Here is a 13178-nt window from a genome sequence, read left to right on the forward strand (position 1 = left end):
CCTTATTGGGCCAACGCGCGGGAAAGAATGCCCAGCGCCTGGGTGAACTGCTCCTCAGGGATGGTCAACGGATACAGGAATCGGATCACGTTGCCGTTCACACCGCAGCTCAACAGCAGCAGGCCCTCTTCCAGCGCCTTCTGCTGTACCTGACGGGTGATCTCCGCCGAAGGCTTGCCGGTCGCCGGATCCTTGAACTCCACCGCCACCATTGAACCCTGCGCGCGAATATCCGCGATCGCCGGGCTGGTTTTGCGCGCCTGTTGCAGCACTTCCACCAAATGCTGGCCCAAACGTTGGGAACGCTGGCACAGCTGTTCTTCGTCAATCACGTCCAGCACCGCAAGTGCCGCAGCCACCGCCAGCGGGTTACCGGCATAAGTGCCGCCCAACCCGCCCGGCGCCGGGGCGTCCATCACGTCGGCACGGCCGGCCACCGCCGACAGCGGCATACCGCCCGCCAGGCTTTTCGCCATGGTGATCAGATCCGGTTTCACCGCGTAATGCTCCATGGCAAACAGCTTGCCGGTACGGGCAAAACCGGTCTGCACTTCGTCGGCAATCAGCAAAATGCCGTGCTGGTCGCACAGTTCGCGCAGCGCCTGCATAAAATCGGCCGGCGCAATGTTGAAACCGCCCTCGCCCTGCACCGGTTCCAGCACAATGGCGGCCACTTGTTTGGGATCGATATCCGCCTTAAAGATGCGCTCCAGGCTGTTCATCGCGTCTTCGGTGGTCACGCCATACAGCGCATTCGGATACTGGCCGTGGAACACCGAACCGGGGAAGGGCCCGAAGCCCAGCTTGTATGGCGCCACTTTGCCGGTCAGCGCCATGGTCATGTAAGTACGGCCATGGAAACCGCCGCCAAAGGTGATCAGGCCTGGCCGGCCGGTATAGGCGCGGGCGATTTTGACCGCGTTTTCCACTGCTTCTGCGCCGGTGGTGAACAACGCGGTTTTACAAGGGCCTTCGATCGGTGCGCGCTGGTTGATGCGCTCTGCCAACGCGACATAGCTTTCGTAAGGAACGATTTGGTAAGCGGTGTGAGTGAAGGCCTGCAGTTGCCGTTCAATGGCGGCGATCACCTTCGGATGCCGGTGTCCGGTATTCAGAACAGCAATACCGGAAGCGAAATCGATAACCTCATTGCCTTCTACGTCCCACAGCGTGGCGTTCTCCGCACGCTCGGCGTAAAAACCGCACATCACGCCAATCCCGCGTGGGGTGGCATCCTGACGACGTTGATTCAGTTCTGCGTTTTTCATGCTGTTCTCTCCGGTCGGTGTCCGTTGTACGTTTCGTTCACATTCGTGAAACAATGACGTTTATTTACACAGGATGTGGCCCTATAATCGAGTGCCAGTTACGATTAATTGAGGGATCCAATTGCGCTCACTGAGTGGTGACCTGTTATTGCAGCGCCTCGGCGAACAGCCCGATGATAAGCTGCACAAGCGGCTGTATAACGCGATCCGCACCAGCATTTTGGACGGCAGTTTGCCGCCCTCCAGCCGCCTGCCCGCCTCGCGCGATCTGGCGCAGGAACTCAGGCTGTCACGCAACACCGTATTAACCGTTTATGAACAACTTCTGGCGGAAGGTTATGTTTTGGCACGCGCTGGCAGCGGCACATTCGTCGCCGAAACCGTGCCGGACAGCTGTTTATCTACCGTCAGCGCCCCCGCAGGCAGTGACGGAGAACAACGGCGCATTGAGCTGTCGGCACGGGGCTCCACCCTGCTGCATCACGCCAGCGCCAGCCCCAAACAGTGGGGCGCGTTTATCCCCGGCGTACCCGACGTCAACGCCTTTCCTCACCAGCTGTTCAGCAAGATCCAGGCGCGCATCAGCCGCCGCCCCGTCCCACAGCGGCTGACCTACAGTAATCAGGGCGGCAGCCCGGAGTTGCAGCATGCATTGGTGGACTATCTGCGCGTGGCGCGCTCGGTGCGCTGCTCGCCGGAGCAAATTTTGATTACCGAAGGCATTCATCAGGCGATAGATCTGGTGACGCGCATGCTGTGCAATCCGGGCGACGACGCGTGGATTGAAGAACCGGGCTATTGGGGGATCCGCAATATTCTGCGGATGAACGACGTGAATATCTGCCCACTGGGGGTCGATGAGGCCGGCATGGTGCCGCCGGAGCAGCCAACCGACGCGCCACGGCTGATTTTCGTCACCCCATCGCACCAGTATCCGCTGGGATCGGTGATGAGCCTGGCGCGGCGGCAGCGGTTGCTGGCATTGGCGCGCAACGGCGGCAGCTGGATTGTCGAAGACGACTACGACAGCGAGTTCCGCTTTTCCGGCCAGCCCATCCCGGCGCTGCAAGGGCTGGAAGCCGATGCGCCGGTGATTTATATCGGCACCTTCAGCAAGACGCTCTACCCGGCGCTGCGGCTGGGTTACGTGGTGCTGCCAAAACCCTTGATGACGGCGCTGAAAACCGCGCACGCCGAACTGTATCGCGGCGGTCACCTGCTGATCCAGACCGCGCTGGCGCAGTTTATTCAGGAAGGCCACTACACCGCGCATATTCGCCGCATGCGGCTGCTGTATGCCCGGCGGCGGGCGTTTCTGACCGCGTTGATTGAGCAGCATCTGGGCAAGCAGGCGTTGAGCGAATTCAACAACAACGCCGGGCTGCACCTGATCCTGAACCTGCCGGACGAAGCCGACGACGTGGCGATCGCCGCCGCCGCCAGCGCACGTGGCGTGCTGGTGCGGCCACTGTCGCGTTACTACATGCTGCCCAACCACCGCCGCGGCTTGCTGATGGGCTTCGCCTGCGTGCCGGAGGAACAGATGGCCGCCGCCTTTACCCTGCTGCTGCAATGCATTACAGCGCCCTGAACTGCCAGCTCCCGTCCTGCCAATGCAGGCGATGAGTCAGTTTCAGCGCCCGCAGGAAGTCTTCATCGTGCGAGACCACCAGCATCGCACCGGGAAACTCCGCCAGCGCGGCCTCGATGGCCAGTGACGAAGCCAGATCCAAATGGTTGGTCGGCTCGTCCAGCAACAGCAATTGCGCTGGCTCCTTACGCCACAGCGCACAGGCCAGCGCCGCCTTCAGCCTTTCTCCGCCGCTCAGCGCCGCCAACGGTAACCTGATCCGTTCCGCACCGAGTTGCAACTGCGCCAGCTGGGTGCGCAACGCCCCCTCGGCCAGCGGAGAATCCTGCAACCCCAGCAGCGCCATCACCGATAACCGCGAATCGAACTGCGACAGGGTTTGATCGAGGTAAGCCATTGGCAGCGGGCAGTGAACGTGGCCGGACACCGCCACCACCTGGCCGAGGATCACCTTCAGCAACGTGGATTTTCCGCAGCCGTTCGGGCCAGTCAGCGCTACGCGCATGGGTCCGTCGATGCGCATATCCAGCGGCGGCGCACTGACAAAAGGCAGTTGCAGTTGCTCGAGCACCAACACCTGCTTGCCCGCCATCACCGCGCTGCCTGGCAGGGTCAACATCACCGGGCTGTCTTCTTCCACCCGCTGGTATGCCTCGCGCACGGCGGCATCGAGACTGCCTTTTTGGTCCTGATGCTGTTTGCGCAGCGTGCCGAGACTCTCTTTGGCCGCCGCTTTGTAGGCCACGCGTTCGAAAGAGGCGATATTCAGCGTATCGACGGTTTTCAGCGTTTGGGCTGAGCGCCGCTGGCTGATGTCGTGCTCTTTCTGCTGCCGGGCACGAGTGCGTTTGCGTTCCTGCCGCGCATGTTCCCAGCCTGCTCGCGCCGCCTGCCGCTCCAAATCGCGCTGCCGGCGATAGTCATCGTAGTTGCCGCCGTAGCTGTGCAGCCCATCGGGCGTCAGCTCAACGATGCGCGCCATACGCGCCAGCAGTTGTCGATCGTGGCTGGCAACCAGCAGCCCGCCGCGCCACTGCGCCAACTGCCGGTACAGCCAGTCGCGCCCGTCGGCATCAAGGTGGTTGGTCGGTTCATCCAGCAGCAAGCAATCCGCACCGCCCAGCATCGCGCCACACAGCGCCGCACGCATTCGCTCCCCGCCGCTCAGGGACCCGGCCGGTCGCAGCGGATCGAACTCAGGTAATCCGGCGGCAGCGAAGGCGGCGTGCAGACGATCGATCAGATCCCACTGCCCTTCCAGGCGATCGATATCGTCCGCCAACGGGCGCCCCTGCTCAATGCGGGCCAGCGCGGCAAACACCTCGCCATAACCCAGCAGCTGCGCCAGCGTGATCTGCGCTGCGATCTCCGGCTGTTGAGCCACATAGGCCAGAGAAGCATGCGTTTCCACATGTCCGCTCCCCGGTTGATCCAGGCCGGCGATCAGGCGCAGCAGACGGGTTTTGCCGACGCCGTTACGCCCAACCAGGCCACAGTGTTGTTGATCGAAAGTGAGATCCAGCGGGCCGAACAGCGTTTCGCCGTCAGCAAACTGGCAGGTCAGTTGGTGTAAAACAAAATAAGGGGATTGCGCAAAATGAGCCATAAGCACTCCTGAATGAAATCAAAACATCCCCATCCGGCACTGGCGTGCTCAGCATGGGACAAGATATCAACAGGCGTGTTTGTTCATTTTCGGTTATGGCTCCGCAGAGAAGGCATGGACATGCCGCAGACAAAGGTTACCCGATAACTTGTCTACTAGGCAAACAACCACAAAGATTCATGACATCTATCACATTCAGCGCAACGCAAATTCCCAACGGCACTGACAACGGCTAGATTTATCTCATCCGACCACTTGGGTCGCACATAATAATAACGATGAAAGACGCGATGGAGACTGCAATGAGCAATTACCCGCACCTGCTGGCGCCGCTGGATCTCGGTTTCACCACCCTGAAAAACCGGGTGCTGATGGGATCGATGCACACCGGCCTGGAAGAACTTCCCGATGGCCCGGAACGCATGGCCGCTTTCTATGCCGAACGCGCGGCGGCCGGCGTGGCGCTGATCGTGACCGGCGGCATCGCCCCCAATGAAAAAGGCGTAGTGTATCGCGGCGGTTCCACTCTCAGCCGCCGGGATCAGGTCGATCATCACCGGATCGTCACCGATGCCGTCCACCAGGCCGGGGGCAAAATTGCGTTGCAGATCCTGCATGCCGGCCGCTACAGCTATCAACCGCAGCCGGTGGCGCCGTCCGCGCTGCAGGCGCCGATCAACCCTTTCGCCCCGACCGCGCTGAGCGAGGCGGAGATAGAACAGACCATCGCCGACTTCTCCCACTGTGCGCTGCTGGCGCAGCAGGCCGGTTACGACGGCGTAGAAGTGATGGGTTCCGAAGGCTATTTGATCAACCAATTCCTGGTGGCGCGCACCAACCAGCGCGAGGACACATGGGGAGGCAGTTTCAGCAACCGCATGCGTTTTGCCGTGGAGATCGTTCGGGCGGTGCGTCAGGCGGTTGGCCGCGAGTTCATTTTGATTTACCGCCTGTCGATGCTCGATCTGGTGGAAGACGGCTCCAGCTGGCAGGAGATCGAACAGCTGGCGCTGGCGATAGAACAGGCGGGTGCGACCCTGATCAACACCGGCATCGGCTGGCATGAGGCACGGATCCCGACTATCGCCACCATGGTGCCGCGCGCCGGTTTCAGTTGGGTGACCCGCAAGCTGATGGGCAAAGTACGCATTCCGCTGATCACCACCAACCGCATCAATGACCCGGCGGTTGCAGAACAAGTGCTGGCGGACGGCTGCGCCGACATGGTGTCGATGGCCCGCCCGTTCCTGGCCGATGCCGCTTTTGTGCAAAAAGCCGCCGAAGGACGCGCCGACGAGATAAACACCTGCATTGGCTGCAATCAGGCCTGTCTCGATCAGATTTTTGAAGGCAAGCTCACCTCCTGCCTGGTGAACCCGCGCGCCTGCCGCGAAACCGAAATGCCGCTGACCATGGCCGAAAAACCGAAAAAGTTGGCGGTGATCGGCGCCGGGCCGGCCGGATTGGCGTTTGCCACCACCGCCGCCAGCCGCGGCCACCGGGTGACGCTGTTCGATGCCGCCGATCAGATTGGCGGGCAGTTCAATATCGCCAAACAGATCCCCGGTAAAGAAGAATTCCACGAAACCCTGCGCTACTTCCGCCGCCAGCTGGCATTGCTTGAGGTGACGGTGAAACTGGGTACGCAGGTAGAAGCCGCCGATCTGGCGGAATTCGACGAAGTGATCCTCGCCTGCGGCATTGTGCCGCGCACGCCGGCAATTCCAGGGATTGATAACGCCAAGGTGCTGACCTACCTGGACGTATTGCGCGACAAAAAGCCGGTCGGCCAACGGGTGGCGATTATCGGCGCCGGCGGCATCGGCTTCGACACCGCCGAGTACCTCAGCCAGCACGGCGTGTCGAGCAGCCTGGATCAGGCAGAATTTAACCGTGAATGGGGTATCGATGGCCAGCTCAGCCAACGCGGCGGGTTGGCGGCGCAAGGGCCGGTGGCGGAACGCGGGCCGCGGCAAATCTATCTGCTGCAGCGCAAAACCAGCAAGGTGGGTGAAGGGCTGGGGAAAACCACCGGTTGGATCCACCGCGCCAGCCTATTGATGCGCGGCGTCAAGATGCTCAACAGCGTGAACTATCAACGTATTGATGAGGAGGGATTGCACATCTCGCGCGCAGAGCAGGAAAGCTGTCTGCCGGTGGATACGGTGATTATCTGCGCCGGGCAGGAGCCACGCCGCGAACTGCAGCAGCCGCTGCTGGCGATGGGAAAAACCGTGCATTTGATTGGCGGTGCGGATGTTGCCGCCGAGCTGGACGCCCGCCGCGCAATCGATCAGGGCACGCGGCTGGCGATGGCGCTGTAATAAATACCCCTTAAGGGGCGCATGCATTGCGCCCCCGGTTACTCAATAGCGTGCGCCGGATTTCACCGCTTTCAGGATCACAAATTTCTTGTTGGATGCCACAAGGGTGCAGTTACCAAACAGACGCTTCAGCTTCTGGTGATAATCCAGATGACGGTTGCCGACGATGCGCAGCTCGCCGCCCACCTGCAGGCAACGCTTGGCGTCGCAGAACATCTGCCAGGCAGTATGATCGGTGATCGCATGCTGCTGGTGGAACGGTGGGTTGCACAGTACCGCCTGCACGCTTTCACGCTCAATCCCCGCCAACGAGTTATTCACTTCAAACTGACAGCGATCCAGCTCCTGCGGCAGGTTGTGCTCCACGTTCAACTCGCTGGACGCCACCGCCATATAGGACTCATCGACAAAGCTCATCTGCGCTTGCGGGTTCTGCACCAGCGCGGCCAGGCCAATAACGCCGTTACCGCAGCCGAGATCGACAATGTGACCGTCCAGATCGTGCGGCAGATTTTCCAGGAACAGACGAGCGCCAATATCCAGGCTGCCGCGTGAGAACACGTTGGCATGGTTGTGGATCAGCCAATCGGTGCCGTCCAGCGTCCAGTTGGTGGTTTCCGGTGCCGCCGGTGGCACGATGTCCGCCACTTCGCAGTGGATCAGGCGCGCTTTTTTCCACGCCAGGCTGGTGCGCGTCGGCCCCAGTACCTTTTCAAACAACTGCATGGTTGAAGTATGCACATCGCGTGCCTTGGCTCCGGCGATGATCACCGTGTCCGGCGCCACCACGTTGCGCAGCGAACGCAGTTGCTGTTCCAGCAGCGCCAGCGCCTTGGGAATGCGGATCAACACCACTGCCGGTGATGCAGGCAGTTCGGCGAGGCTGTCCAGCAGCGTAACCTGCTCCGGATCCAGCTCATTGAGCTTCAGGTTATGGCGCGTAGCCAGCTGACTCATGTAGGAATCGCTGATGCTGTAGGGCTGATGGCCGTGCAGCGCACAGGCCAGCGTGCCGAAGTTGTCGTTGAAAATCAGCACCGGACGACCGCCAATGTCTACATTTTCAAGCTGTTGCAGCAAATATTCGTCTGCCGCTTCCCACGCCTGCAATTGGGTGGATTCTTCCTGTTGGGGATAACGCTCCAGCTCAAGTTGCTGTGTTCCCAGATCGAGTTGGCTCATTGCCCCTCCTGACTGATAAAATTTGGGCTGTTTATCCCCTAAAAACGTCCATCAGTAAAATGTTTTTTCGGATAAATTGCCCTTTGCGGGCTTTGCGCGAAAAAACGTCATAGAATAGCCCGCTGAATTGCCGCCAATACGGGAAGATGATGTCCGAACTGACTTACCTGCAGGGTTACCCTGAACATCTGCAAAGCCAGGTGCAGCAGTTGATCGACCAGCAGCGGCTGGGGGATGTGCTGTTGCAGCGCTATCCGCAGGTGCATGATTGCACCACCGACAAGTCGCTTTATCAGTATACCGTCGATCTGAAAAACCAGTATCTGCGCAACGCCCAGCCGCTGAGCAAAGTGGCCTACGACGGTAAAATCCAGGTGATGAAACACGCGCTTGGCATGCACACCGCCATTTCACGCGTGCAGGGGGGCAAGCTGAAGGCCAAGGCGGAAATCCGCGTGGCGACGGTGTTCAAGCTGGCGCCGGAGCCGTTTCTGCGCATGATCGTGGTGCATGAGCTGGCGCACCTGAAAGAGAAGGATCACAACAAGGCCTTCTACAGCCTTTGCTGCCATATGGAGCCGAATTACCATCAGTTGGAATTCGACACCCGGCTGTACCTGACCCACCTCTCCGTATTTGGCGATCTGTATGCATAGCAGGATTCGCCTTCGGTAATTGCCGTGATAATCTGATTCTTTCTACCCTATGCAGCACTTGAGTTCATAGGGTATAGGGCTTGGGAACCGGAGATATCTATGATTCGCTTTGCCGTCGTTGGCACCAACTGGATTACGGAACGCTTTATCGACGCCGCACATGAAAGCGGCAAGCTGAAACTGACCGCCATCTATTCGCGCAAGCTCGAGCAGGCGCAGGCGTTTGGCGCCAACTATAACGTCAGTCTGTTTTTCGATTCCCTGGAGGCGCTGGCCCAATCCGACGCCATCGATGCGGTTTACATCGCCAGCCCCAATTCCCTGCATTGTCAGCAATCGCTGCTGTTCCTTAGCCATAAAAAACACGTGATTTGCGAAAAGCCGCTGGCCTCCACCCTGCGCGAAGCGGAACGACTGGTCGCCTGCGCGCGGGAAAACCAGGTGGCGCTGTTCGAAGCCTTCAAAAGCGCCCACCTGCCGAACTTCCTGGCCCTGAAACAGGCGCTGCCGAAAATCGGCCGGCTGCGCAAAGCCTTTATCAACTACTGCCAATACTCTTCGCGCTATCCACGCTATCTGGCCGGCGAGAACCCAAACACCTTTAACCCGCAGTTCTCCAATGGCTCTATCATGGACATTGGTTACTATTGCCTGGCCAGTGCCGTGGCGCTGTTTGGCGCACCAAAATCCGTGATCGCCAGCGCCGCGCTGCTGGACACCGGCGTTGATGCGCATGGAACCGCCTGCCTCAACTACGGGGATTTTGACGTAACCATTTCGCATTCCAAGGTCAGCAACTCGGATATTCCGAGCGAGATCCAGGGTGAAGAAGGCACGCTGGTCATTGATAAAATCTCGGAGTGTCAGGGTGTGGCGCTGACGCCGCGCGGTGGCAACCGTCAGGACCTGACTCAACCGCAGCATATCAATACCATGCTGTATGAGGCGCAAGTCTTCGCCGACCTGGTTGAAAAACGGCAGGTGGAACATCCAGGGTTGGAAAACTCGCTGATCGTCGCCCAGTTGCTGACCGAAATCCGCCGCCAGACCGGCGTAGTATTCCCTGCCGACGGAGAATGACATGAAACCGCTATTGTTGATGCAAACCGGCGATGCGCCGGAGGCAATACGTCGTGATAAAGGCAATTTCGACGGGATGTTCCTGCAACAGGGCAACATCGCCGCCGATCGCGTGCAGATCGTGCATCTTCCTTCAGGCGAACCGCTGCCGGCTCCGCAAAACTACGCCGGCGTGGTGATTACCGGGTCGGCGGCGATGGTCACCGAACAATTGCCGTGGAGCGAGCAGGCCGCCGAGTGGCTGCGTCAGGCGATGCAGATCAAGCTGCCGATTTTCGGCGCCTGCTACGGTCACCAACTGCTGGCCTATGCGCTCGGCGGTGAAGTGGGCTATCACCCGCAAGGCATGGAGGTCGGTACGCTGGATATTGAACTGCTGCCCGCCGCCGCCAACGATCGACGTCTGGCGATGCTGCCGCCGCATTTCAAGGCCAATCTGATCCACTCGCAGAGCGTACTGACGCCGCCTGTGGGCGCGAAGGTGCTGGCGCGTTCACAGCAGGACGCCTGCCAGATCCTCAGTTATGGCGATCACGTACTGACCACCCAGTTCCATCCGGAATTTAACGGCGCGGTGATGCATCAATACCTGAGCTGGCTCGGCGAACTTTACCCCGAGCAGCAGGCGCAGTATCGGCTTAAGCAACAGCAGGTTAGCGATACGCCCTTTAGTCGGTTATTGCTGCAAGGTTTCGTCGTCAGCCTCGGCGCGCAGAAGGCCCTGGCCGGCTAGCGTGATAAACGTTGACCGCTGACACATTTTGCATTACTTTCTGCGGTGCAAAGGGGAGTAACTTCATTGCCGGTTAATCGTCATTACGATGCGCAAGCATCCGGTTACCGGGCAACATGATGTGACGGGCACTGCAGGTGCACCTTCATCAACGTTGTAAGTGAGACCTTGCCGGAAGGCGAGGTTTGCTTGCAGCGTTCACAGAGCGGCTAGCGTCTTCCGACGTTGGCCGTTTTTGTTTTTGAAGGATATCTCTGATGATGAATACCGTTGGCACACCTTGGTTATGGGGCAGTTTCGCCGCCATCATAGTTGTGATGCTCGCAATCGACTTACTGCTGCAAGGCCGCAAAGGCGCGCACACCATGACGCTGAAGCAGGCCGCCAGTTGGTCGCTGGTGTGGGTCAGCCTTTCCCTGCTGTTCAACCTGGGTTTCTGGTACTACCTGAACCAAACCGCCGGGCGCGCCGTCGCCGATACGCAGGCGCTCGCCTTCCTCACCGGTTACCTGATCGAAAAAGCGCTAGCGGTCGATAACGTTTTCGTCTGGCTGATGCTGTTCAGCTACTTTGCCATACCGGCTAACCTCCAACGACGCGTGCTGATTTTCGGTGTATTGGGCGCGATCGTGCTGCGTACCATCATGATCTTCGCCGGTAGCTGGCTGGTGACCCAGTTCCAGTGGCTGCTGTATCTGTTCGGTGCCTTCCTGCTGTTCACCGGCATCAAGATGGCACTGGCGAAGGAAGACGATTCGGCGATCGGCGACAAACCCTTGGTAAGGTGGCTGCGCAGCCATCTGCGCATGACCGACAACCTGGAAGGCGAACGTTTCTTCGTGCGCCGCAACGGGCTGCTGTTCGCTACGCCGCTGGTGCTGGTGTTGATCCTGGTGGAGCTGAGCGACGTGATTTTCGCAGTCGACAGCATTCCGGCCATCTTTGCCGTCACCACCGATCCGTTTATCGTCCTGACCTCTAACCTGTTTGCCATCATGGGCCTGCGCGCCATGTATTTCCTGCTGGCCAACGTGGCGGAGCGCTTCTCGATGCTGAAATACGGTCTGTCGATCATCCTGATGTTTATCGGCGTCAAGATGCTGATTATCGACTTCTTCCATATCCCGATCGGCGTTTCGCTCGGCGTGGTAGCCGGTATTCTGACATTAACGCTGCTGATCAATGCCTGGGTTAACCGCCGCAACGATCGCCTGGCGAATAAAGCACCATAATCTGTTATCCGGGGCGCTAGCCGCCCCGCGATTGTTTGGCAATTCGTCCAAAACGCCAAACGTTATTGCGATCACACAAATGTAACCAGTATGTTATCAAGAGTTGATCCACCCTCAGAATTTCACTTCCTCCCCTTTCCAACCCCCTTTGTTTACTGAATACTGATTTGGCAAACATACTTAGTTACAGATAGAAATAAAAATTGCCCGGCAGCGTTCCTGTCGAGGCAGTCAGTCTGTGCGCAACCTCACCGGGAAGAAAAGCACTATGCAAAAACTGTTAAAACGGATCACACAGGGCAGCCTGGTTAAGCAAATTATGGTCGGCCTGGTAGCCGGTATTATCGTGGCGTTGGTTTCACCGGCGGCAGCCTCCGCCGTCGGGCTGCTTGGCGCGCTGTTTGTCGGCGCGTTGAAAGCGGTGGCTCCAGTATTGGTATTGGTACTGGTGATGGCCTCAATCGCCAACCACAAGCACGGGCAGAAAACCAATATTCGCCCGATCCTGTTCCTCTATCTGCTGGGGACTTTCGCTGCGGCGCTGGTGGCGGTGGTGGTCAGCTTTATGTTCCCGTCCAATCTGGCGCTGGTTGCCGGCAATGCGGACATCAACCCGCCGGGCGGCATTGTTGAAGTGCTGAAAAGCCTGTTGATGAGCGTGGTCGCCAACCCGTTCCACGCGCTGATTAACGCCAACTATATCGGCATCCTGGCCTGGGCGATTGGCCTGGGGCTGGCGCTGCGCCACGCTTCAGAAACCACCAAATCGCTGATTAACGACATGTCGCATGCGGTCACCTTGGTGGTGCGCGCGGTGATCCGCTGTGCGCCGCTCGGCATCTTCGGTCTGGTGGCTTCGACGTTGGCGGAAACCGGCTTCGGTGCGCTGTGGGGCTATGCGCAACTGCTGATGGTGTTGATCGGCTGTATGCTGCTGGTCGCGCTGGTGCTGAACCCGCTGATCGTTTACTGGAAAATCCGCCGCAACCCTTATCCTCTGGTGTTCGCCTGCCTGCGTGAAAGCGGCGTGACCGCGTTCTTCACCCGCAGCTCGGCCGCCAACATTCCGGTGAATATGGAGTTGTGCAAAAAGCTGAATCTGAACGAAGACACCTACTCGGTTTCTATCCCGTTGGGCGTAACCATCAATATGGCCGGCGCGGCGATCACCATTACCGTGCTGACGCTGGCGGCGGTGCACACTCTGGGCATTCCGGTTGACGTCCCGACCGCGCTGCTGCTGAGCGTGGTGGCGGCGATCTGCGCCTGCGGCGCTTCCGGCGTGGCCGGCGGTTCGTTGTTGCTGATCCCACTGGCGTGCAACATGTTCGGCATCCCGAACGATATCGCCATGCAGGTCGTGGCGGTGGGCTTTATCATCGGCGTGCTGCAGGACTCCGCAGAGACCGCACTGAACTCATCCACCGACGTGCTGTTCACCGCCGCGGCCTGCCAGGCGGAAGATCAACGTCTGGCGGATGAAGACCCGTTGAACGTGCGTTAAGC

10 protein-coding genes are annotated in these 13178 nt (G+C 59.3%); 7 read left to right on the top strand and 3 right to left on the bottom strand.

Going from position 1 to position 13178, the window contains the following annotated elements; all coding sequences use genetic code 11:
- Window positions 1-2: 2 nt before the first annotated feature.
- On the bottom strand, window positions 3-1268 hold the full coding sequence (locus SPL01S_RS14920) for a 4-aminobutyrate--2-oxoglutarate transaminase (protein ID WP_063200912.1): 1266 nt from the start codon (window positions 1266-1268) through the stop codon (window positions 3-5).
- 121 nt (window positions 1269-1389) lie between these two features.
- Here SPL01S_RS14920 and pdxR point away from each other — a divergent pair, with 121 nt between their 5' ends.
- On the top strand, window positions 1390-2859 hold the full coding sequence (gene pdxR / locus SPL01S_RS14925) for a MocR-like pyridoxine biosynthesis transcription factor PdxR (protein WP_063200915.1): 1470 nt from the start codon (window positions 1390-1392) through the stop codon (window positions 2857-2859).
- Here the strand turns inward: pdxR and SPL01S_RS14930 are convergent.
- Complete coding sequence (locus SPL01S_RS14930; RefSeq protein ID WP_063200918.1) at window positions 2846-4465, bottom strand: ABC-F family ATP-binding cassette domain-containing protein; 1620 nt, start codon at window positions 4463-4465, stop codon at window positions 2846-2848. The genes pdxR and SPL01S_RS14930 overlap by 14 nt on opposite strands.
- Before the next feature lie 302 nt (window positions 4466-4767).
- Between SPL01S_RS14930 and SPL01S_RS14935 the strand changes: the two genes are divergently transcribed.
- Window positions 4768-6789, top strand: a complete 2022-nt coding sequence (locus SPL01S_RS14935; protein ID WP_063200921.1) for an oxidoreductase — start codon at window positions 4768-4770, stop codon at window positions 6787-6789.
- Window positions 6790-6831: 42 nt separating this feature from the next.
- Here SPL01S_RS14935 and rlmG read toward each other — a convergent pair whose 3' ends face one another.
- A complete protein-coding gene (gene rlmG, locus SPL01S_RS14940; protein ID WP_004948388.1) occupies window positions 6832-7971 on the bottom strand; it encodes a 23S rRNA (guanine(1835)-N(2))-methyltransferase RlmG in 1140 nt (379 codons plus the stop codon).
- 149 nt (window positions 7972-8120) lie between these two features.
- Between rlmG and SPL01S_RS14945 the strand changes: the two genes are divergently transcribed.
- From SPL01S_RS14945 to sstT, 5 genes are all read left to right on the top strand, one after another.
- Window positions 8121-8627, top strand: a complete 507-nt coding sequence (locus tag SPL01S_RS14945) for a M48 metallopeptidase family protein (protein WP_004948389.1) — start codon at window positions 8121-8123, stop codon at window positions 8625-8627.
- Between the two features lie 99 nt (window positions 8628-8726).
- Entirely contained in the window at window positions 8727-9707 is a 981-nt protein-coding gene (locus SPL01S_RS14950; protein ID WP_063200923.1) for a Gfo/Idh/MocA family protein, read from the top strand.
- A 1-nt stretch (window position 9708) separates the two neighbouring features.
- Window positions 9709-10440 carry a glutamine amidotransferase gene (locus tag SPL01S_RS14955; protein ID WP_062868800.1) on the top strand — a complete coding sequence of 244 codons (732 nt, stop codon included), beginning with the start codon at window positions 9709-9711 and terminating at the stop codon, window positions 10438-10440.
- Window positions 10441-10697: 257 nt separating this feature from the next.
- Window positions 10698-11672 carry a TerC family protein gene (locus tag SPL01S_RS14960; protein ID WP_063200925.1) on the top strand — a complete coding sequence of 325 codons (975 nt, stop codon included), beginning with the start codon at window positions 10698-10700 and terminating at the stop codon, window positions 11670-11672.
- A gap of 268 nt (window positions 11673-11940) precedes the next feature.
- Entirely contained in the window at window positions 11941-13176 is a 1236-nt protein-coding gene (gene sstT, locus SPL01S_RS14965; RefSeq protein ID WP_063200927.1) for a serine/threonine transporter SstT, read from the top strand.
- Window positions 13177-13178: the final 2 nt, after the last annotated feature.

The sequence above is a fragment of the Serratia plymuthica NBRC 102599 genome (genome assembly GCF_001590925.1).
Lineage (GTDB): Bacteria > Pseudomonadota > Gammaproteobacteria > Enterobacterales > Enterobacteriaceae > Serratia > Serratia plymuthica.